This is a genomic window from Shewanella septentrionalis (assembly GCF_025370265.1).
Classification (GTDB): domain Bacteria; phylum Pseudomonadota; class Gammaproteobacteria; order Enterobacterales; family Shewanellaceae; genus Shewanella; species Shewanella hafniensis.
On the sequence record NZ_JAMTCC010000025.1, the window covers coordinates 1 to 21,791 of the forward strand.

Annotated in this window: 22 protein-coding genes, 4 tRNA genes and 1 pseudogene; 8 read left to right on the forward strand and 19 right to left on the reverse strand. The window is 44.8% G+C overall.

Annotation, left to right across the window (positions count from 1 at the left end; genetic code table 11):
• The first annotated feature begins 108 nt into the window (after positions 1-108).
• On the forward strand, positions 109-1,959 hold the full coding sequence (locus NE536_RS14675; protein WP_261273140.1) for a DUF885 domain-containing protein: 1,851 nt from the start codon (positions 109-111) through the stop codon (positions 1,957-1,959).
• A gap of 695 nt (positions 1,960-2,654) precedes the next feature.
• On the opposite strand, the gene NE536_RS14680 is transcribed toward NE536_RS14675, so the two are convergent.
• The 5 genes from NE536_RS14680 to trmB form a co-directional block, all read right to left on the reverse strand.
• Complete coding sequence (locus tag NE536_RS14680) at positions 2,655-3,596, reverse strand: LysR family transcriptional regulator (protein WP_006082526.1); 942 nt, start codon at positions 3,594-3,596, stop codon at positions 2,655-2,657.
• Positions 3,597-4,045: 449 nt separating this feature from the next.
• Positions 4,046-4,867 carry a YggN family protein gene (locus NE536_RS14685; RefSeq protein WP_261273141.1) on the reverse strand — a complete coding sequence of 274 codons (822 nt, stop codon included), beginning with the start codon at positions 4,865-4,867 and terminating at the stop codon, positions 4,046-4,048.
• A 182-nt stretch (positions 4,868-5,049) separates the two neighbouring features.
• Complete coding sequence (gene glsB, locus NE536_RS14690; protein ID WP_261273142.1) at positions 5,050-5,964, reverse strand: glutaminase B; 915 nt, start codon at positions 5,962-5,964, stop codon at positions 5,050-5,052.
• Positions 5,964-6,290 carry a YggL family protein gene (locus tag NE536_RS14695; RefSeq protein WP_261273143.1) on the reverse strand — a complete coding sequence of 109 codons (327 nt, stop codon included), beginning with the start codon at positions 6,288-6,290 and terminating at the stop codon, positions 5,964-5,966. The genes glsB and NE536_RS14695 overlap by 1 nt, the downstream gene beginning before the upstream one ends.
• Before the next feature lie 53 nt (positions 6,291-6,343).
• A complete protein-coding gene (gene trmB / locus NE536_RS14700; protein ID WP_261273144.1) occupies positions 6,344-7,060 on the reverse strand; it encodes a tRNA (guanosine(46)-N7)-methyltransferase TrmB in 717 nt (238 codons plus the stop codon).
• Between the two features lie 199 nt (positions 7,061-7,259).
• Between trmB and mutY the strand changes: the two genes are divergently transcribed.
• Both mutY and NE536_RS14710 read left to right on the forward strand, forming a co-directional pair.
• A complete protein-coding gene (gene mutY / locus NE536_RS14705; protein WP_261273145.1) occupies positions 7,260-8,366 on the forward strand; it encodes an A/G-specific adenine glycosylase in 1,107 nt (368 codons plus the stop codon).
• Between the two features lie 2 nt (positions 8,367-8,368).
• Positions 8,369-8,647 carry an oxidative damage protection protein gene (locus NE536_RS14710; RefSeq protein WP_006082532.1) on the forward strand — a complete coding sequence of 93 codons (279 nt, stop codon included), beginning with the start codon at positions 8,369-8,371 and terminating at the stop codon, positions 8,645-8,647.
• 88 nt (positions 8,648-8,735) lie between these two features.
• On the opposite strand, the gene NE536_RS14715 is transcribed toward NE536_RS14710, so the two are convergent.
• Together NE536_RS14715 and NE536_RS14720 are read right to left on the reverse strand one after the other, a co-directional pair.
• Positions 8,736-9,311: a YceI family protein gene (locus NE536_RS14715; RefSeq protein ID WP_006082533.1), complete on the reverse strand. Its 576-nt coding sequence runs from the start codon at positions 9,309-9,311 to the stop codon at positions 8,736-8,738.
• 4 nt (positions 9,312-9,315) lie between these two features.
• The gene (locus tag NE536_RS14720) at positions 9,316-9,867 is read right to left on the reverse strand and encodes a cytochrome b (protein WP_259503825.1); all 552 of its coding nucleotides are present in this window, start codon (positions 9,865-9,867) and stop codon (positions 9,316-9,318) included.
• A gap of 389 nt (positions 9,868-10,256) precedes the next feature.
• Between NE536_RS14720 and NE536_RS14725 the strand changes: the two genes are divergently transcribed.
• The 4 genes from NE536_RS14725 to NE536_RS14740 all read left to right on the forward strand — a co-directional run bounded on the left by NE536_RS14725 (position 10,257) and on the right by NE536_RS14740 (position 11,143).
• Positions 10,257-10,332, forward strand: a tRNA-Phe gene (locus NE536_RS14725).
• Positions 10,333-10,353: 21 nt separating this feature from the next.
• Positions 10,354-10,429: transfer RNA gene (locus tag NE536_RS14730), tRNA-Thr, on the forward strand.
• 555 nt (positions 10,430-10,984) lie between these two features.
• Positions 10,985-11,060 (forward strand) — tRNA-Phe (locus tag NE536_RS14735).
• Positions 11,061-11,067: 7 nt separating this feature from the next.
• A tRNA-Thr gene (locus NE536_RS14740) sits at positions 11,068-11,143 on the forward strand.
• Between the two features lie 257 nt (positions 11,144-11,400).
• On the opposite strand, the gene NE536_RS14745 is transcribed toward NE536_RS14740, so the two are convergent.
• A complete protein-coding gene (locus tag NE536_RS14745; protein WP_106649920.1) occupies positions 11,401-11,586 on the reverse strand; it encodes a hypothetical protein in 186 nt (61 codons plus the stop codon).
• Between the two features lie 153 nt (positions 11,587-11,739).
• Here NE536_RS14745 and NE536_RS14750 point away from each other — a divergent pair, with 153 nt between their 5' ends.
• Positions 11,740-12,084 (forward strand): DUF3634 family protein, encoded by a 345-nt coding sequence (locus tag NE536_RS14750; protein ID WP_220777163.1) that lies wholly within the window; start codon positions 11,740-11,742, stop codon positions 12,082-12,084.
• Between the two features lie 145 nt (positions 12,085-12,229).
• Here the strand turns inward: NE536_RS14750 and NE536_RS14755 are convergent.
• The 11 genes and pseudogenes from NE536_RS14755 to NE536_RS14805 form a co-directional block, all read right to left on the reverse strand.
• A pseudogene (locus NE536_RS14755) lies at positions 12,230-12,461 on the reverse strand (hypothetical protein).
• A 263-nt stretch (positions 12,462-12,724) separates the two neighbouring features.
• Positions 12,725-13,270 carry a DUF3833 domain-containing protein gene (locus NE536_RS14760; RefSeq protein WP_107946882.1) on the reverse strand — a complete coding sequence of 182 codons (546 nt, stop codon included), beginning with the start codon at positions 13,268-13,270 and terminating at the stop codon, positions 12,725-12,727.
• Positions 13,258-13,872 carry a chalcone isomerase family protein gene (locus NE536_RS14765; protein WP_261273147.1) on the reverse strand — a complete coding sequence of 205 codons (615 nt, stop codon included), beginning with the start codon at positions 13,870-13,872 and terminating at the stop codon, positions 13,258-13,260. The genes NE536_RS14760 and NE536_RS14765 overlap by 13 nt, the downstream gene beginning before the upstream one ends.
• Positions 13,873-13,957: 85 nt before the next feature.
• Complete coding sequence (locus NE536_RS14770) at positions 13,958-14,539, reverse strand: DUF2878 domain-containing protein (protein ID WP_261273148.1); 582 nt, start codon at positions 14,537-14,539, stop codon at positions 13,958-13,960.
• A gap of 81 nt (positions 14,540-14,620) precedes the next feature.
• Positions 14,621-15,907 (reverse strand): SAM-dependent methyltransferase, encoded by a 1,287-nt coding sequence (locus tag NE536_RS14775; RefSeq protein ID WP_261273149.1) that lies wholly within the window; start codon positions 15,905-15,907, stop codon positions 14,621-14,623.
• Between the two features lies 1 nt (position 15,908).
• Positions 15,909-16,733 carry a DUF1365 domain-containing protein gene (locus tag NE536_RS14780; RefSeq protein WP_261273150.1) on the reverse strand — a complete coding sequence of 275 codons (825 nt, stop codon included), beginning with the start codon at positions 16,731-16,733 and terminating at the stop codon, positions 15,909-15,911.
• Positions 16,730-17,980, reverse strand: coding sequence for an NAD(P)/FAD-dependent oxidoreductase (locus NE536_RS14785; RefSeq protein WP_259522340.1), 1,251 nt, complete (start codon positions 17,978-17,980; stop codon positions 16,730-16,732). The genes NE536_RS14780 and NE536_RS14785 overlap by 4 nt, the downstream gene beginning before the upstream one ends.
• Entirely contained in the window at positions 17,977-18,777 is an 801-nt protein-coding gene (locus tag NE536_RS14790; protein ID WP_261273151.1) for an SDR family NAD(P)-dependent oxidoreductase, read from the reverse strand. Before NE536_RS14790 ends, NE536_RS14785 begins: the two co-directional genes overlap by 4 nt.
• The gene (locus NE536_RS14795) at positions 18,777-19,223 is read right to left on the reverse strand and encodes a nuclear transport factor 2 family protein (RefSeq protein WP_107402336.1); all 447 of its coding nucleotides are present in this window, start codon (positions 19,221-19,223) and stop codon (positions 18,777-18,779) included. The genes NE536_RS14790 and NE536_RS14795 overlap by 1 nt, the downstream gene beginning before the upstream one ends.
• A gap of 23 nt (positions 19,224-19,246) precedes the next feature.
• Positions 19,247-20,749: a deoxyribodipyrimidine photo-lyase gene (phrB, locus tag NE536_RS14800; RefSeq protein WP_261273152.1), complete on the reverse strand. Its 1,503-nt coding sequence runs from the start codon at positions 20,747-20,749 to the stop codon at positions 19,247-19,249.
• A complete protein-coding gene (locus tag NE536_RS14805) occupies positions 20,736-21,749 on the reverse strand; it encodes a MerR family transcriptional regulator (protein ID WP_261273153.1) in 1,014 nt (337 codons plus the stop codon). Before NE536_RS14805 ends, phrB begins: the two co-directional genes overlap by 14 nt.
• Between the last annotated feature and the right edge of the window lie 42 nt (positions 21,750-21,791).

Consider the following 21,791-nt stretch of genomic DNA (forward strand, 5'->3'; position numbering starts at 1 on the left):
CAGTACAGTTTAACACTATTACTGCTAACACATTTTCTAACACTAATATCCATACATTCTTGTTCCGCTTCTTTAGTATTGATACAAATCAATCTAGGAAGCCTGATCATGCCAATAAAAACTAAAATCAGCTTAGTCGCACTGACCCTTTCAGCTCTACTGACCATTCCCGCGTATGCAGCATCAACTTCGCCAGCCTTACACAGTACAAGCAAACCTGTGAATGCAGTAGCACAAACCGAGTCAGAAAAAGCCAATGCTCTGTTCGAAACCATCTTCATGGAAAACATCATGGCGAGCCCCATTTCGCAGACCTATATGGGGATCAAGCAAGACTATGATAAATGGGATGAACTGGGTGATGCCGCCGATGATAAAGCCTTAGCGCGCACGAAAAAACAACTGGCGCAGGTCAATCTGATTGATGCGGCCAAGCTCGATCCACAAACAAAACTCAGCCTTACCTTGCTCAAACAAAATCTGCAAAATGACATCGAAGATGACCAATGGCGCTACCATAATTACCCTGTGAATCAGATGTATGGCGGCCACTCTATGATCGCCTCCTTCTTAATTAACCAACATCAAATCACAGATGTCAGCGATGCTAAGGCCTATATCAGCCGCTTAAATGGCGTGCCCAAACGGTTAAGTCAACTACAGACAGTATTAGACGTTCGCGCAGATAAAGGCATTATCGCGCCTAAGTTTGTATTCGCCTATGTGATTTCAGACAGCCAAAACATTATCAAAGGTGCGCCTTTTGATAAGGGCGACGATAGCGCGCTACTCGCAGATTTTCGCCGTAAAGTGAACCCATTAGCGATTCAAGAAACAGAGAAGCAAGCGTTAATAAAGCAAGCTGAGCAAGCACTAGTGACTCAAGTCGAGCCCGCCTACAACAAGCTCATCGATTATATAAAAACGTTAGCGGCCAAAGCTGACGACCGTGATGGTGCGTGGAAACTCCCAAATGGCGCAGCCTTCTACAACAATGCCTTAGCTCGTACTACTACGACAAACATGACCGCCGATCAAATCCATGACTTAGGGCTTTCTGAAGTGGAACGTATCCACAACGAAATGCGCGCCATCATGAAGAAGGTCAATTTTAAAGGCGATTTACAGCAATTCTTTAGCTTTATGCGTGACGATCCCCAGTTCTACTACCCCAATACCGCCGAAGGTAAAGCCGCTTATTTAGCAGAGGCGACTAAGCTCATCGACAACATGAAATCGCGCTTGGATGAAGTGTTCAAAGTAAAACCTAAGGCCGCCATGATAGTCAAACAGGTTGAAGCCTTTAGGGAAAAATCCGCGGGTAAAGCCTTCTATGAACAACCAGCGCCGGATGGTTCTCGTCCAGGTAGCTACTATGCCAACCTATATAACATGAAAGCCATGCCGAAATACCAAATGGAGGCACTGGCCTACCACGAAGGTATTCCGGGTCATCACATGCAGATCGCCATTTCCCAAGAGCTGCAAAATATTCCTAAGTTCCGCAAGTTTGGTGGCTATACCGCGTATATCGAGGGCTGGGGTTTATATAGCGAATCTTTCCCGAAAGAAATGGGACTCTACGCCGATCCCTATTCTGACTTTGGTCGTCTAGCAATGGAGCTATGGCGTGCATGTCGCTTAGTCGTTGATACTGGTATCCACGCTAAAAAGTGGACCCGCGAGCAAGGCATTGCCTATTACGTGGATAATACGCCCAATGCTAAATCAGATGCGGTGAAAATGGTTGAACGCCATATCGTTATGCCATCACAAGCAACAGCTTATAAAGTGGGCATGATTAAGCTGCTGGAACTCAGACATAAAGCAGAGCAACAGCTTGGCAGTCAATTTGATATCCGCGACTTCCATACGCTAGTACTTGCTAACGGCGCATTGCCACTGGATGTGTTAGAACAACAAGTCGATCTCTGGATAGCCAGCAAGAAAAAGGCCTAATGCACTAATGCTTTAATGCTTTAATGCTTTAATGCTTTAATACCTAAGTACTTAGTCGTGAAGCACTGTTAACTTGCTTCACGACTAAAGCGACATAGGTGAATGCCTTAGCTACCCCCAATAAAAAAGCCACTCGAAAGTGGCTTTTTTATTGGTACCATTATCCCGTTAGATAACAGAACCCTTCTCACTGTGGGTCACTATATTTGTTGTATTAATTTATGCTTTAGCACTCGCCTTCACATCACTTAACACACAGTTGCGACTTTAGGGTACAGGGAGACAAAACTTGTGCCTAAAGCTGTAAACCATCAATAAAAAAATTACCTCAGCGATAAGGCTGAGGTAAACCAAAAACTAGGATGATGGTTTAAAGAGCCAACATTGTTTTAGTTCTCAAACTTCTGTTGGCTGTGATCCAAAACTGCATTAATGCCGACCTGTACACAAAAATTGAAAGGGGTCATTTCCAATAAACGTATAGGACTCAGGTCATTCCGAATCAACTGTTACCATTGTATTCAATTAAGAACAGAGTTCAAGGATGTTATAAAAAAGTGCTTTAGAACACTCTAAAAAATCATCAGCAAATGTACTCATAAACTCAATCTAAAGCATTGATTTTAAATAACCATAAAAGTACCTAATTAATTTAAAATCACATATAACCAATTTTGAGAACAATGTTTCCTATTTTACTGACGTTTACTGAATAATTCGACATAGGGCGCATCCCAATACGGCGGCGTTCCTATGTGATCTTTGATGAACTCGATAAAAGAACTGACCTTAGGTGCTAAGTGCTTACGACGGGGATAAACCGCCTGCAATGGCAGATGGTGGGTCAATTGCCAATCCTTCAGTAAAGGCACTAATGTTCCCTTGGCAATTTCATCTTCCATCAAATAACTTGCAAGATACACAACCCCAAGACCACTGATTGCAGCGGATTTTAATGCTGGCGCGTTATCCACCCTGAAATTGCCCGATACGCCAATTTCACAGTAATCATCGCCCTTCTTAAATTGCCACATGCTGTGCTCGTGCCACTCGCCTTGATAGACCAAACAATTGTGGTCAACTAACTGCTCAGGTCGAGTTGGCTCGCCATGTTGAGCAATGTAGCCAGGAGAAGCAACTAACAGGAATTGGCACTTCATCAGAGGTCTAGCAACCATGCCAAGCGGTAATTGCTCCGACATAGTTAACAATAAATCTAAGCCTTCACTCACTACATCTACTTTATGGTCCAGTAAGCTCACTTGTAGCTCAAGCTCAGGATGTTTTGCCATAAAGGATGGCAGCGCAGGAATGATATGCATCACCCCAAAGGATTGGGAAATCCCCACCTTGAGCACACCGCGAGTCGCATCATTTAAGTTATGCACGCTGGCTATCGCTTGTTCAGCGTCACGCAGCAGTTCTTCACCTTGCAGATACAGCAAATGCCCTGCTTCAGTCAGGCTTAAGCTACGGGTGGTACGTTGGATTAATTGAACACCAAGTCTATGTTCAAGATCGGCGACTTGTGTACTGACCTTAGACTTAGAGATCCCAAGCCTTCTTGCGGCGGCACTAAAACTACCAGCTCTGGCCACATGAGTAAAAATCGCAATAGGTTCTAACAGTTCTAACATGGAAGTCGCCTTAAGCTGTTTACGACAATGATATTAACTTTCGGTGAGTAGCAGTGGTTAGCGTAATCATCGCTTTAAAATAACCATAGCATTGATATCTCGCATTAAAGTGATATAACGCAGAGATTTAGACCGAAAAAGTCCACTAAAGTAGGGTGTTATATCTGACTGATATGCCAGCTTTTAATTATATTTTAAGAGTATACCAAATATTCGTCTCTAGACTGTAACATTCCGAACTAAATCGCTGCAAGCCAAGCCTAGACGCCACATCGACTTTATCCTCATAGCTTTCGCCACTAAGAATTAGCCAATAAAAAAGCCCCTAGGCGATAAATTGACTAGGGGCGTAGCATTCAAATTTGACTCATGCACAAGGAGATAGAAGTTATTGCAGTTAAAACTAAAGGCTATTCACAAAAACTATTAGTAAGGACGATTAACAAGAACTATTCACGCAGCTCCTTGGTTGAGTTTTGTGTCAACGCATAAGGCGCGAGTTCTGGTACCTCTTGGCGTAATTGATTTTCAAGCACTAACAGATTTTCAAATCGGTCGCACAAACGGTCAGCCTTAGCTTCCAATCCCTTAGATTGACTCTCAATTTGTTGCTCAATATCTTGGCCTAAGTTGTCAATTTTCTTGGAGAAGGCATCCATCTTGGCTTCAAAACTATCACCGTCACCCGACATGATTTGGCCACCTATAGTCATCATAATAGTGCCGACTGAGTTCTGAACAATTTGCTCCATTTCCTGCTCGAATTCGTCATTAAAGGTGTTCTGCATCGAGTCTTCCGTCGCACCTAAGTAGAAGCTATCGCCATGACGGTAAGCCACAGAATCAACGCGCTTTTGGACACCCGCCATCATTTCATCGAACTTAGCACCGGCCGCATCGCCCATTAAAGGGGTTAACGCCATGCTCACCGCTTGGGACGCTAATGCGACGGCCTCGTTCACGACTTCAATCACTTCAGGCACTTGCGTCGACACTTCATCGGCATATTGAGTCACTAACTTTTTTTGCTTATCGGTTAAGCTTACTTGTTTGCCTTCAACAAATAACTTATCGACTTCGATGCGATACTTTTCTGTGCCCTTCTCGCTCATGACTAATTTTTTAGGCTCAACCATTACGTCATAATTTAAAGAGACTTCACAGCGATCATCGACTTTAGGCTCGGTTTGCGCTTGCGCCAACTGTAGGCCAGATGTCCCTAGAATCACCCCGGATAAAGCAAATCCAGTTAATAACTTATTTAATTTCATGTTGTTCGTCCTTTAATCTGAATAATTCGATAAACCTAAACTACTGAATAGCTTATAGCAGGAGACGTGCCAACTTTATAACAATATGATTATGTTAGATTTAGGAAAGTTAGCACTAAAAGGTCATTAGCGAAATTCGCTAACTTTTAGTCTGATAGTGCTAATAAAAACGAGAGGTAAAGCTAGAAAATAGATCGGCCAAGACGCTGACTTAAATGCTCAAGCATGGCAGTGCCAGCAAGTGAATTGCCATTGCCATCGAGTTCTGGCGACCAAACACAAATCGACAGCTCCCCAGGAATAACGGCAATGATGCCGCCACCGACACCACTTTTACCTGGCATACCAACACGATAGGCAAACTCGCCCGCACCATCGTATAGGCCCGAAGTCGCCAACAGGGCATTAAGCTGCCGAGTTTGCACCTGAGAAATCAGCTCAATGCCATCCAAAGTCTTGCCGCGATTTGCCAAATACAACATGGCCTTAGACAAGTCAGCGCAGTTCATCTTTAAGGCGCAGTAATGAAAGTAGGTGCGTAGCACAGTATCAACATCGCCTTGAAAATTACCAAAGGACTTCATCAAATAAGCGATAGCCGCATTGCGCGCACTATGTTGATATTCTGAATCTGCCACTTGTTTATCGAAACACACTTTATCGTTTTGACTTAGTTGCCTAACTAACTCGAGCATTCTGTGTTTGGGCGCACCTAAACGACTCTGCAATAAGTCAGCAATCACTAACGCACCCGCATTGATAAAGGGATTACGCGGCTTGCCACGTTCTAGCTCGACTTGAACTAAAGAGTTGAATGAATGGCCCGAAGGTTCTTTGCCAACTCGGCTCCAAATTTCAGCTTCTTCATATAAAGTTAACGCTAAGGTTAAGCTGAAAACTTTGGAGATACTTTGAATCGAAAACGGCTCAAGGTAATCGCCCGCACCTAAGGTTTCACCATCTACAGTAGTGACGGCAATGCCTAATTTACCAGCATCAACGCTAGCCAGTGCGGGGATGTAATCTGCAACCTTTCCTTGGCCGAGCAAGGGTCGAACTTTGTCGACCACTTCCTCAAGTAATGCCAACTCGGGCATTAACCCCACCAAATGTCGTACAGTTCGCTAACTTCAACCTGAGACACTTTTTGGTTCGCCCAGAATGCCTTAACTGCAGCAATATCTTCTTCGGTACATTTGCCGATCGTTTGGGTTGCGATAATGCCTTCCCATTCGATGTGACCGCCGCCATGGAAACCTAACTTACGGGTTTCGATCACTTCATCGATAAATTTATCAACAGTTGCATCGATATCGGCTTCTGATACTGATGCATCAAAAGTCCAAGCCATATCAAAACCTAACACTTGGAATTCATCAACGCGCATTTTCTTACGTAAACGACGGCTACGATTAGTTGCCATAGTGACTTTCCCCGTTGTGTTAAAAAACTAATTAATCAATTGAAATATCTAGATTAAGCAATACGCTCAAACATCAGATCCCATACACCGTGACCCAGTCTATGGCCGCGGGCTTCAAACTTTGTCAGTGGGCGATGATCAGGACGCGGCACCACAGTGCCATCACTCGACTGGTTTTGATAACCAGGAGCTGCTTGCATCACTTCCAACATATGCTCGCTGTATTCTTCCCAATCGGTTGCCATATGGAACACGCCGCCAATTTTTAGCTTGCGACGGATCAATTCAGCAAATTCAGCTTGTACGATACGACGTTTATGGTGACGTTTCTTATGCCAAGGATCGGGAAAAAACAATTGCACTCGGGCTAATGAACCGTCGGCAATCGCATGCTCTAATACTTCCATGGCATCATGATGATACACACGTAAATTAGTCACACCCGCAATAGCGGCATCGCTTAAGCAAGAACCAACACCCGGTTTATGCACTTCAATACCAATAAAATTTTGCTCTGGTGCGTCTTTAGCCATTTGCACTAAAGAGGCGCCCATGCCAAAGCCAATTTCCAGCACAGTATCGGCTTCACGGCCAAAAACATCGCTCAGGTTCAGTGGAATTGGGCTGTAATCTAACCCCATTGTTGGCCACTGGCTTTCAATAGCTTGGGCTTGGCCTTTAGTTAAGCGACCTTCTCTTAGGACAAAGCTTCTGATCTTACGCAGATACTTGCCTTCTTCATTAAATTCAGCGGTAGTGACTTCGCTCATTTTTGCCTCGTCTAGTGGACAGCACCATCATAAAAGAAGGGCATTATCCAAAGTTCAACATACAGTGCAAGCACTAATGGGGCGAAAGTATACCAAGATTATTTGAGAGTGCGAATTTAGCAGTGATTTTCGGCTTTTTAGCCCTTATCCACTTGTCTTTGAGCTTGTCTAAGAAGATAACTGCCGCTACACTGCGCCGATGAAATCTACAGCCTCCTTCGCTACACGTATCGTCTCTTGGTACGACAATCACGGTCGTAAAACCCTCCCTTGGCAGCAAGATAAAACCCCATATAGCGTATGGGTTTCTGAAATCATGCTACAACAAACTCAGGTTGCGACTGTTATTCCCTATTACCTTAAATTTATGGCGCGTTTCCCCGATGTGTTAGCACTTGCTAACGCGCCAGATGATGAGGTGTTACATCATTGGACCGGCCTTGGGTATTACGCTAGGGCGCGTAATCTGCATAAAGCGGCCAAGATGATCCGCGACGATTATAAGGGACTATTTCCAACGGATTTTGAGCAAGTACTGGCTCTGCCGGGTATTGGTCGCTCGACAGCAGGCGCGGTATTGTCACTGTCTCTTGGCCAGCATCACCCCATTCTCGACGGTAACGTCAAACGCGTGTTAGCACGACACGGCGCTATCGCCGGTTGGCCGGGGCAAAAAACGGTCGAAGCGCAGCTTTGGCAGCTGACTGACACGTATACGCCGCAGCAAGATATTCAGAAATATAATCAAGCCATGATGGATATCGGCGCCAGTATTTGTACTCGTAGCAAACCTAACTGCGCCGCTTGCCCTGTAGCGATTGATTGCAAAGCTCAGCTGATTGGCCGACAAACCGATTTCCCCGGCAAGAAGCCTAAAAAAACCATACCGACCAAAGCGGCGTGGATGTTAGTGCTAATGCAAGACAACCAAGTGTTTTTAGCTAAACGTCCGCCAGCGGGAATTTGGGGCGGACTTTGGTGTTTCCCTGAGTTTGCCACCCAAGCCGCACTTGAAACTCATCTTGAAGAGCAAGGGTTTGCTGCGCAGCAACTCGAATGGCTAACTGGCTTTAGGCACACATTCAGCCACTTCCATTTAGATATTCAGCCCATGATGATTAACTTAGATAAAACTCATGGCGATAAAACCCACGGCAATAAACAGAGCGTGGGCGCGGTCATGGAACAAAATCAGTCTCTCTGGTATAACATAAGTCATCCTTCCAAAGTGGGACTCGCCGCCGCCACCGAGCGCGTGCTAGCCAATTTGGGATCACTCGTTCAATCCGCAGTCAGTAAGGAATAATCATGGCGCGTACAGTCAATTGCGTATATTTAAATAAAGAAGCCGACGGCCTAGACTTTCAACTGTATCCAGGTGATTTAGGTAAGCGCATTTTTGATAACATCAGCAAAGAAGCTTGGGGCCTATGGCAAAAAAAGCAAACCATGCTGATTAACGAAAAGAAACTCAACATGATGAATGTTGATGATCGTAAGTTTCTTGAAGAGCAAATGACCTCTTTCCTCTTTGAAGGTAAAGAAGTAGAAATTGAAGGTTTTGTGCCTGAAAAAGACCAAGATTAATTTTTGTCGTTCACTTAACGATAAAGCTTACAAAAAAAGCGCCTTTCGGCGCTTTTTGTTTATTAATCTCGTGAAGAATAACTGAGCGTTACTTACGCACGCCTTCAACCACAAGATCTAACTCAACATGGCTAGACGCTGGGCCTAAATCCATTTTGATACCGAAATCTTTCATCGCAAACGTGGTTGTGCCCGTAAAACCTGCACGGTAGCCACCCCATGGATCTTGACCTTCGCCCACTGCATGGGCATTGATAGCTAATGGCTTAGTGACACCATTTAAGGTTAAGTTACCGTTAATCACTAAGTCGCCATTACCTTTATCTTCAACTGTGGTTGAGGTAAACGTCGCTTGCGCAAACTTACTCGTGTTAAGGAAATCGGCGCTACGAATATGCTTATCACGCTCGGCGTGGTTTGAATCTACACTGAGCGTATTTACAGTCACATTCACTTTAGCCGCAGTGGGTTTAGCCGCGTCATAGCTAAAGTCGCCGCTAAAATCATTAAAGCGGCCAACGACATAGCTATAACCTAAGTGGCTCACTTTGAAAGTAATAGAGGCATGTGCTCCTTCACGGTCAATGACATAGTCCGCCGCTGAAGCCGCCATCGGAGCCAATAGAGATGCACCAATCAGTGCGCTTAACAGTTGCTTTTTCATTGTATTATCCTCGATTAAATTTAATCATTTTGAGTAAAGTTGCGTCTTTATCGATAAAGTGATGCTTTAACGCACCTGCTGCGTGGATTACCACGAGTGCGATTAAGCTATAAGCTGCGTATTGGTGGATATCGCCTGCTATATCAGCTTGGTTTTCAAAAAAAGGTCCAAATCCTGGTAGTTCAAACCAGTCAAACACCATAATTCCTCGGCCTTCTGCCGTTGAAATCAAAATGCCGGCACACATGATCACCAGCAGCAATACATAAATAGCTAAATGCGCAATATGAGCCGCCTGCCTCTCCCAAGGCTTATGATTCGCCTCTGGTACGGGCTTAGGATTCACTAAGCGCCATAACAGGCGGAATAACGTCACTGCCAAGAGTAAAATCCCGACGCTCTTATGTAGATGTGGCGCTGTCTTGTACCATGCGCTGTAGTAGGTTAACTCCACCATCCACACACCTACCGCAAACAACCCAATGACGACGATCGCACTCAGCCAATGAGTCACAATTGCGGTTATCCCATAAGCCAACTTACTATTTCGAAACATACTGCGACTCCGTATTCGCGTTTTCTTCATGCCATCCATGAAATAATATTCATTATCATAAGTCTAATTTTAAAAACTAAAATCAGTAAAAATCGCTCATATCTTTCTAAATTTTAGAAAGTAAGCAGGAAACTAGGATTTATGAGCATAAATCTATAGTAAACATCAGTATCCTTCTGACTTGAAAACTACAGTCAACGAATGAAATTGACCTGAATCTGCTGAAAAAGAGATAAAAAACAAGCAAGATGCACATTAAACCGCCGAACGAGTTATTTATTGGGGAAAAGCACTTGCAGAGGTGAAACTCCCTAGCTAATATAGCCGCACTTCGAACGAGACGGCTCAGCCAACGAATTCAAAGTAGTTAACTAACGCTTAGTTTAGTTGCCCGAATAGCTCAGTCGGTAGAGCAGAGGATTGAAAATCCTCGTGTCCCTGGTTCGATTCCGGGTTCGGGCACCATTATTTTGCAGTAAAAATTTAGCCGGCATAGCTCAGTTGGTAGAGCAACTGACTTGTAATCAGTAGGTCCCGAGTTCGACTCTTGGTGCCGGCACCATATAAACAACGAAGCCACTCAAACGAGTGGCTTTTTTGTATCTGTTTTTTGTATCTGAAATTTGAAGTGTTCAGTGCAAAGCGCAACTGACTTACTCTCGATAATATCGGTAGGTTTTGAGACTGACTTTTGGCCCTTCAACTCATGCCTGTTCAACATCATAATTGCAGACAAACTTATCTACCAAACTCTGCTGTCGATAAAAGTACCGTGACACTCACTAAACTTCGTCATCAGACGATATTGCCCTCCACTTCGCATACATTGCATGCCTTAAGCGTTAATGTTCTTTCTTAAAACACAGATTAAACGAGCACTGAAATTAACATTATCAATCCAAAGGAAGCACTAACGTCACTAAAATGCTGAAAAATTCAGCGACTCAATATGAGAAAAGTGGAAGAATCAAATAAATGTTCGATTTTTGTTTAATAGTTAATCAGTCATTTAAAAAGGGCTTGCACAGCCAAAGCGAGCACTATATTATACGCGCACTTCGAACGAACAAGGTCTTTACGACTTAGTTTGAAGTAGTTAACTAACGCTTAGTTAGTTGCCCGAATAGCTCAGTCGGTAGAGCAGAGGATTGAAAATCCTCGTGTCCCTGGTTCGATTCCGGGTTCGGGCACCACAATTTAGCCGGCATAGCTCAGTTGGTAGAGCAACTGACTTGTAATCAGTAGGTCCCGAGTTCGACTCTTGGTGCCGGCACCATATAAACAACGAAACCACTCAAACGAGTGGTTTTTTTGTATCTGAAATTTGAAGTGTTCAGTGCAAAGCACCACTGACTCACGTTAACACCAGCAGCTTGCGTTTTGCTTGGCCTAAAAGAACTCACTAGCGACCCGCGCCTTACTCAAGTACTCGATAAATTGCATAAACTGAACATCAATACTCACACAATAAAAAAGCCACTCATTGAGTGACTTTGGGCTCTTATACAAACTATCAGATCAAGCAGCTCGCACTTATTTGATTAGCTCGAGTGGCATAGGCCTATCACCGGCTTGAACTTGATGTTGAACATGGCGCCACCCTTGAGTGAGCTCACTAAGATGTGCTTTTCTCTCGGGGAATTGTGTAGAAAGTTTTTCAATTACATCGATTTGCTTCTTACACAATAATGACCAACGATCTGCATTTGATAAGTACATGGCGTTTTCCTTAACTGAGGGGTTACTTTTCCTTTGCCAGTTAAGTCTAGGCGGGAATGATTTTATTGCCAATTCAAAATTGCGTGTTAGCGCACTGTTAAAACAAGTCACTCAGGAGTATCTTTGTCCTATAAACATAAGATAGGGGGCGTTATGACAGCCGATATTTTCAAACTCATTTTTGTCGCTATTGGTATTTTTCTCGTTTACAAACTCATATTTGGTGGCAAGAAAGGTCTAACTATTTTTGAAATGCATTTTAAAGATGGCCGCATGACTCAGCATAAAGGCAAAATCCCAGAGCGCTTCGAGCGGGAATGCCGCCACATTGCTAAAGCTGAAAAACTGACCTGTACTGTTAGGGCTGAAAAATCAGGAGATGTACGCTTACATATTTCTGCCAACGTGAGTGACAATGTGAAGCAAAGGATCCGTAATGTGTTTCCGTTTGAATATTATGACAAAAAATCGATAGATAACAGTCGTCAAGCAGGCTAGCTCTTCGCTCTTCGCCCTTTTCCCTAGCAACCTCAATACTTAACCCACAATGCTTGTTGAAGGTTAAGTATTGAGGGTTAAGTATTGAGGGTTAAGTATTGAGGGTTAAGTATTGAGGTTGCAGCGAGTCCCTAACCCACTCTTCTTATTTAAACTTAACCGCGTACCTAGGTTTTAAAAAAATCGGATTCTAAACGACCATCTGCCCTCGCATCTCGAATACGGCGTTCATTATCTTGCACCATAGGATCGCTGGCAGGTTGATGAGGGTCAGCTTTTGTCTCAGCTTGTTCCTCAAACACAACGTCAAAGGATGAACAAGCAGTTAACGACAAACTCAACAAGGCACACCATAGAACTAAGTGTTTTTTAATCATTAATCTACACCGACTTAAACTTGGAATAATTAAAATAATAAACAATGAGTTACATATAATTAACTATCATATTTATCACTTTATGCCGCTAGCAAAAGTGCCTAGCTGACACTTTGGTTTGAACTGAATACTTTAGTGCAGACAAAAGGTGATTATTAGCCAAGCTATACTGTTTAAGCCAACTTAAGCCTTAATCAACAGAGTGAATCCATGACAAGCAAGCACAAACATAGTTAAGCTAACTTAACTAAAAATTGCTGAGACTATTTTTGAATAACTAAAGTAACCTGAGCGACTGTGATGCCAAACTTAATAATATCGCTTTGATTTATAATGGTATTGTCATTCACTAAGAACATCCAATCGTCGAAATGAACTTGGTATTCATCGCCATCCACGGGTAATAACATATCGTATTTCCAACGTAGCGCACTACCACTGGATTGACCATCGGCGGTGCCGATAATATCGCCTGCAGTTCCCGAGTATCGCCCTTCCCCTAGCGCTTTAATGCGCCACACACGAGTTTGAGTTTCGCCATCATCATAAACAAACCATTCATTAATGACACCCTCGTTTCCCTGCCAACTGGCTTCCATAGTGACATTGAACTTACGGATCACTTTGCCGCTAAAGTCATGCACTATTCCAGACGCTTTTAATGGTCCATTAAAGAATGATTCCAACACCAGTGTAGGATGAGTATCTTTATAGTCAGTCACTTCCACCGATGAGCAACTCGATAGCAGCCCAATCATTATTAGGCCTAGCAATAACTTTTGACCGATAAGTCGTGTTAACAATCGCATGGTTTTTCTCCGAGTAATTGCGCCCGTAAATTCGGACGGCTAGTGTCTTTCGATAACCAAATCGCTAAAAATGCCTCAGCAAAATTAGCATCGTGGATAATGTCTAGTGATTGATGATTAAAGAAAAACTGACTCGTTTGCCCATCCATAACCTTAAAACTTAAATGGTCGCCCTGCTTCACATCTGGCCAAGTGGCGGTTAATAAACTCAACCAACGCTGGATATCCTTTTCGGCAAACTTTAGATGCTGCCATTGATCCTTTGTCGCTTCTAACAGATCTTCAGACTCTATATCTCGATAATATTCAATATCTAGCAGCAAAGGATATTGCCCCTGTTGATAACGGCCATTTACCGTCATCAGTCTCGCTTTATACAAACTAAACCACAACCAATCCATTTCTCCGCGCCCTACTTCCTGAAAAGTCTGCGTCACATCGGCGGCATCATTCAGCTCGATAGTAATGTTTTCAAAATCTGGCGTTTTCGCCTCTAATGCTTTTAGAGGTGCGGTCAATAAACTGAGCGCCAATAAACTTAAGCAGCTTGAATTCAAAAATGAAAAACCAAGATTTGAGCTGCGATTACGAACTGACGACATAGGATCCCCTTTGACTGCATGATGTCTTACAACACCTATTGACTAAAAAATGACTTAACCGGACTCAATTCCTAGATTTCAATAATTAACGTCCAAACACAGTAAAAGAGCGAGCCTTAGTGCTTCGATTAAATCCATATGGATTAGCAAGTTGGATTAAAAATGGCAGCAAGACTAGCCAAACAAAAAATAACACCACAGCAGAAATGACATTGCCGTAGGGCAAAGTCACCGCATTAAACTGCGCGCCCGCGACATAGCTTAACGTGCCAAATATTCCTCCGAGTAACGCCTGCAATATCAGCGGTAAGGGTCGCATAAACGCTAAGCTATGATTCAAACTCAAGCCAAAATGCAGCCATAAACAGCCAAGCCACCAAGGGAAGACAGCAAACTCGAACAGGCCTAAAACCGACAGCACAGCGTCAATGCCAATCCCTAGGGCGGCAACCTTGAGCATTAATCGTAAATCGACTTGGCGATACTGGCGCTTACCCGACGAGGACAACAGGATAAAGTGAAACAATAACAAAGGTATAGTTAGCAGCAGTGACAAGTTAAGCCAAAGCACACTCGACCACCACACAGCCTGAAAACTCAGGGCGTTATAGAGTATAAAACCCTGATGTTTAGGCAGATGCCGAGAGTTAGCTAACATTGACTTCATCTTTGCCTCACTTTTATCTTGCTACAACTACAGCGACAATTTCATTTAAACGGATGCATCTAAACGAACTACTCTCAACGGCTAATCTAACCGGGTAGCCGCAGGAACAGCCAGGCTAGGTTGACTATTGCCTAGAACGCGATAGTCCGGACGTACGGCAACTAAATGCACTGTGCTTGTGGTGCGTTCTAAAAATCCACCTTCGCAATAACTTAGGTAAAATTTCCACATGCGGATAAAGTCTTCGCCATAACCTAAGGTTTGGATTTCACCCACGGCATGATCGAAATTCTCATGCCAATGCCTCAGCGTTTTAGCGTAATCGAGCCCCATATCATTGAGCGACCAGACCACCATATCCGTCTGTTTGGCAATATGACCGACCATTTGACTGACAGAAGGTAAGCAGCCACCGGGGAAAATATAGCGCTGAATAAAATCCACACTTTTGCGATAGCTGTCGTAACGTTGATCGGCAATCGTTATCGCCTGAAGCAGCATACGCCCATGGGGCTTTAACAGTGATTCCAGCTTTTTAAAGAAACCCGGTAAATATTCATGCCCTACCGCTTCAATCATTTCAATAGAAACAACCCTGTCGTATTCCCCCGTCAGATTGCGATAATCCTCGGTCAGCAGAGTCACTTTATCGCTCAGGCCTTCGCTTTCAACGCGCGCTTTGGCATAGGCGTATTGCGCATCTGAAATCGTCGTCGTTGTCACGTGCACGCCATAATGCTTGGCCGCATAAATAGCCAGTGCGCCCCAGCCAGTACCAATCTCAAGCAAGGTTTGACCTGGCTGTAAATCGAGGCGCTCGCAGATAGTCATCAGCTTAAACAGCTGGGCTTCCTGCAAACTGGCTTCCTCATGGGGATAAAGCGCACTCGAGTACAACATTTCACGGTCGAGGAATTGCTCGTACATGGCATTACCCAAATCGTAGTGGGCCAAAATGTTGCGCTTCGAGCCCTCCTGCGAGTTACGATTCAGCACATGCTTCACGCGGTTTATCGTGCCGGTTAACCAAGAAAACTTGGCTTCAATCCTATCGAGCAAGGCTAAATTGCGGGCAAACAGTTGCACAACTTTGGTGAGATCTGGGCTCGTCCAATGGCCTTGAATATAAGCTTCACCGGCACCAATGGAGCCTGAAAGCATTATTTGACGATAAAAACTGGGGTGTTTAACCACAAGCGTGGCATGTAAATCGGTATGACTCTCACCAAAACGATAACTCTTATCGCCCTCAACTAAGGTCAAGCAACCGTGGGGCAGACTTTCCAGCGCCTTGAGCAAGACTTTACGCGCAATACTGTCGGGCAGTTTCTCTGTGGCGACTGAGGTTTGCGAAGCAGTATTTTCCATGTTATTTCTCCATCTGAGCTGGATGCGGCACAAAGGGCACACGTTTGAAAAAGAGTTTCAGCGCTTGCCAATAAATCCCGAAGAAGATCTTGAGAGTCATAAAAGGGAAGCGAAACAAAAGCGTCCGTAAATTGGCCGCCGTGATCGGTTGACGTTTCATCACAAGATTGGCATTAAACAATTTTTTGCCATTTTCCTGCATCGACTTGTTTTCAATACCAATATTTAAGTCTTCCCTCGGCGCAGCCACATGCCAGAGATAACGCATATCTAGGGTCATAAAAGGGGAAACATGAAACACTTTGTCAGAAGGTTTGGGCGCAGCTACATCCACTAAATAGCAATGGCGTTGATCCCAAGGCGTGTTACTCACTTCGGCCAACATGTATAAAGGCGTTTGATCTTGATAACAAAAATAGAAATTTACTGGGCTGAAATACACACCAAAATGACGGATCTGACCCACAAACAGAACTCGGTCGCACAGCTTATCAGCACCTAACTCGGCTACTTGAGCCAATACTCGACTCTTAAGCGCCGCGGCGCTTGGATCGGCTACGGCCACTTCGCTGTTATCATTGGATTTAGTCGTAAAAGACGTTAAATAGTCTTTAGGATTAAATCTCAGTAAAGCGCGGCGCTGACTGGCAAAAATTCGCCCCATGGCACTGATCCTATCGACTTCATCTAAGTCAATCGCCAGCAGCGCCATGGCATAACTAAAGCTGTGTTTAATCGGCGTAAAACGGCTGTGGGATACAGTGCCGTAATAAATGCCGCTATTGAGTTCTGCCATATTTAAGCTTGTCACATTTACATCGGTCATAGGCTGACACCAAAATGGGCGCATACATCCAGTGCACTGCGAACACCATCTTCATGGAAACCATTGTGCCAATAAGCTCCAGCAAAATGGGTATGATTTTGCCCGGAGATTTCCTCACGGCGACCCTGCGCCTTAAGGCTGGCTTCGTTAAACACTGGGTGGGCATAATTGAAGCGGCGTATCACTTTCGCCTCATCAATCAACTCTGACTGATTCAAAGTGACACAAAACGTCGGCGCATTGGCTGGCAACTGTTGCAGTATGTTCATGTTGTAAGTCACTGACGCTGGGCGTTTTAGATTGCCATCTAATCGATAGTTCCAACTCGCCCAAGCCGCTTTTCGCTTAGGCAGGATACGCGTATCCATGTGCAGCACCACATCGTTATTCTGGTAGCTAAGGTCGCCTAAAATGGCGCGTTCTGTGGGCGTGGGATCGTTTAACATCCGCAGTGCTTGGTCGCTATGACAGGCTAAAATCACCTCGTCAAACTCCAACCATTCACCCTGGACTTGTAACTTCACCCCATTGCCATGACGTTCAATACCTGTCACGGGGGAGTTAAGGCGAATATTGTCTTTAAAGGGCGCAATAAGATCAGGAATATAACTACGTGAACCGCCCTTTAGCACATACCACTGAGGCCTATCACTGACATTTAATAAACCGTGGTGCTGGAAGAAGCGAATAAAAAACTTCAACGAAAACGCACGCATATCTTCTATGCTCGAAGACCAAATTGCCGCGCCCATGGGCAAAATATAGTGCTCGGCAAAAAAGCGCGAAAAGTTTTCACTGTCTAAATAATCACCTAAGTTACCTTCAGGGTAAATATCCTGTTGATAGAGTGCCTTACAGCCTTTATTGAAGCGTAGAATTTCTTTTAAAAAGGCCCAAAAGCGCGGATTCAGCAGGTTACGCTTTTGGGCAAACAAACTCGCTAAATTGTGGCCGTTATATTCAAGCCCTGTCAGCGCATTTTGGACGCTGAAACTCATCTCAGTCGGTAATATGGTGACGTTAAGGCGAGCCAATAAACGCTCAAATCTTGGATAGGTTCTGTCATTAAACACGATAAAACCAGTGTCTATAGCGTAGGTTTGGCCTTGGTGCTCCACATCGACTGTCGCCGTATGGCCGCCGATATAGTCATTGGCCTCAAATACTGTGACCTTGTGCGACTCGCTTAATAGATGGCCACAGGTTAATCCAGAAATGCCGGTGCCGACGATGGCGATATTTTTCATAAACTCTTGTCCTTAAGCGGCTTGGCTTGAGTATCGTTTGCAATCATTTTTTGCCACACAAAGGCAGGTAAAAACGACATCAATTTCAATAGATAAGTAAAGCGTCGCGGAAAATGGATCTCGCGCTTGCCACCTTTAAGCCCATTGCGGATTGCCTTAGAAGCGGTTTGCACACTCACTTGCATTGGCATAGAAAAATCATTTTTTGCGGTCAGTGGCGTCGCAACAAAACCAGGGCAAATCAAGCTCACACCTATGTCATTCTTAGCAAGATCAAGCGAGAGACTCGAGGCGAGATACTGCACGCCAGCTTTAGAGGCGCCGTAGGCTTGCGCGCGAGGGAAAGGTAAAAAAATAGCGCTGGAACTCATTAAGCCAATACGTGACCCCCTTGGCATTAAAGGTAAAAATGCGCTGAGACAATATCCCATCGCAATTAAATTGGTATGGACGACGCGCTCGAATAACACATCATCGAAGGCCTTAGCATCGTCTATATACTCACAACTGCCCGCGTTTAAAACCACCAAATCGAGCTGACAATCGGTTTTCGCCAACAGCTCGGCTAAATCGTGGCCAGCTTGTTGAACTTGGTTGCGCTGGGATATATCAAAAATTAACAAGGTGGCACCTACGAGTTCATTCAAGGCTAACGCATCTAATCTTTCTTGGGAGCGGCCACAGGCAATGACGTGCCAACCTAAGGCTAAATAATCCTGTGCCAGTTGCAGCCCAATGCCTGAGCTTGCACCTGTAATAAGCACGGTATTAATTTTCAATGGCTTAACAACGTCCATTACTTAGCCGCCCTGTCTTTAAGCAAGCGGATAAGCCCGCCCATGCAAGGCAAATGCTCGTACAACATTTGCCCTAAGTCGAAGTAATCCCTGTGAAAATAAATCTTGTCGTTGAATTTAAGTTGGCTCATGCCATCAACATGGATAAGTCCGCCTTTATTCAACTTAGGGTGGCTATATTCCATCTGCCAAAACAGCGCGGCTTGATTCGCATCCTGCTGTACTTCTTTGATCTCAAACTGAATATGCTTAACATTCTTATATAACTTCGCGAAGTACTGAGTTAACGACTCTAGCCCTGTGATTTGATGCATAGGATCGGTAAAGCTAATACTGTCGTCGTAAACTTGACCCAACAGGTGCAAGTTATCTTTATTCAAGGCTTGATAAAGCTGAATAAAATCATCAACAAGCGTATTAGTCTCAGTCGTCGCTTGGTTTGTCATCTGGTTATTGCTCCTGATCCTATTTATTGGGCCGCGGCCTTTTTCAATACACCTAGTACGGTTAACGCCCTTGCTCTTGCTGCACTGTGCTCGACAATCGCACTCGGATAAGCCGTTTGAGTGTTGAATAACGGCTGTTCAAACAAGGACGGTGTCTGCGCTGTACTGGGTTGATGTAATTGCTTAATTCCCCAAGATGCGAGCTCTGGTAAGTACTTACGGATGAAGCTGCCATCTGGATCAAACTTTTCACTCTGGCTCATAGGATTAAAAATGCGGAAATAAGGCTGGGCATCGCAGCCACAACCCGCGGACCACTGCCAGCCGCCATTATTCGCAGCCAAGTCACCATCGATGAGCTTTTGGCGAAAATAGCGCTCGCCCCAACGCCAATCAATCAGTAGATGTTTAGTCAGGAAACTCGCCACCACCATACGCAGACGATTGTGCATCCAACCCGTTTGATTGAGCTGGCGCATTGCCGCATCGACAATCGGATAGCCAGTACGACCTTCACACCAAGCGGCAAACTCCTGCGGATTATTGCGCCACTGCACATGGTCAGCTTGTCGATTGAAATTATGATTCTTAGATAAGTCAGGAAATGCCACCAGCAAATGACGATAAAACTCACGCCAGGTAAGCTCATTTAACCAAGTTCGAGCTGGACTAGTATCGTCGACAATCACCTCGGGGAAGTCATGCAGCAACGCGGCAACGCATTGTCTTGGGCTAACGACGCCAATGGCCAGATAAGGTGAAATAGAACTGGTGCCATCGATGGCGGGGAAATCCCTATCTTGCTTATAATCCTGCACTTTCTGCTGAATAAATGCAGAAAGCAAACGCTTTGCCTGCCCTTCTCCCGCAGCCCAAAGTTCACTCGGCACTTTAGTGACATGGTTAAACAAAAGCGGCTTTGGCTCGGTCAACACAGGTCCAAGCGGCGCCGGAACTGGAAGCGGCAAAATAGCATGGCGAGCGGCAATTTCTCGCCACTTACGGCTAAAAGGAGTGAAAACCTTATACATGTCGCCGGACAAATTCAGCACTGTGCCCGGCTTAAGCAAACAATGCTCATCGGTTAACATCAGAGGAATACCCGCCTGAATACAGGCTTGGTCACGCTGTTGCTCGTTAATCTCAGGCTCACTGCCGGCAAAAACGCGGCTAATACCTTGCTGCTGGCAGTAATCACTGATAAACGCTGGCACATCGGCAAAGGTATCTAACTGAATTAATTCGAATGTAATACCCAAACTCGCCAGCCCTTGGGCAAGCAAATTGATGTGACGTTCGATAAAATCTAACTGAATGGGCGCCACATCATGGCTTTGCCACTGAGTTGGCGTAGCGATATAAATGGCCTTAAGTGCCACGCCATTCTCCCGAGCCCAATCACAGGCTGCACTTAACGCCTGATTATCGGCAAGGCGTAAATCTTGGCGAAACCACATCAGTGCATTATTGCCCTGCACTTTTACTGGCATTGAATCTATTGGCATTGAGTCGCTAACTGATGTCATTGTTTTCTCGACTATTGCCCTGCTCGCTTTTCCCTTTGCCTTTGTGACTTCTGTTAGTCTTCCCCACTGCTCGAGACGGCATTTGTCCAATCAAGTCTGTCATCGAAGGCGCCCAGAAAGCCGATAAGGAAGTCAAGGTCGGCGCAAAGGGGCCAACAAATCGACAGGGGAAACTCATTTGTGCCAATACAGTGAGCATTTCAGTCTGCTCAGACCCCGAATGATTTGGATCGGGAATAAGCAAAAGCGCATCGACGTTAAGCCTGCCCTGCAGCAGCGGTAAACTACCTATGGCCTGCTCGCCAAGGTCGATAACCGATACTCGAAGCGACGCTAACTCGAGCGATAAGAGCAAAGAAAACAGGCTTTTAGTTCGGGTAGAGTTAGGCTGCGTGGCCGCGCCGCGGGATAACTGCACCACAGCCATTCGCGCCGCAATGGCCTGTCCGGTAAAGGCATAACGCCCACCAACTCGGCTGAGTAATTCGCTTTTTAACCAAGCGAGAATTAACTCGGCATCGAGCCGCTCATCCACTAAGTCATCGAGTTGATTAAGCCAAGGTTGCAGTAACTTTTCTTTCACTAATTGAAACGGATATAAGCCAAATGCATCGTCTAATATCTGCTGCAATTTATGCTGATTGAAGTCGAACAATGCTGCATTCAGCGCAGTAATTTGCTCACCCCACAGATCGACAACTTGAGTTTCTACCATTTCAATAGACAAGGATTTGGCGGCACTCATCAGCAAAGGTTTAACCTTACTGATCGCAACACCTTTAGCTAACCATGTATTAATCTCATGGATTTCTTGAATATTTTCACTCGTATATAATCTGTGTCCCTTGGGCGTGCGCGCAGGGATCACTAAACCAAAACGGCGCTGCCATGCCCTTAAGGTCACGGCATTCACGCCGGTTAAGGCCGACACTTCACCAATGGGGAGTAACACGCCATCATTGGGCTCATCGTTGGTTATGGACTGGGTATCTTGTTTCATATATCAGTAATAACTCACTAAATTCAAAGCTAAAAACCACTC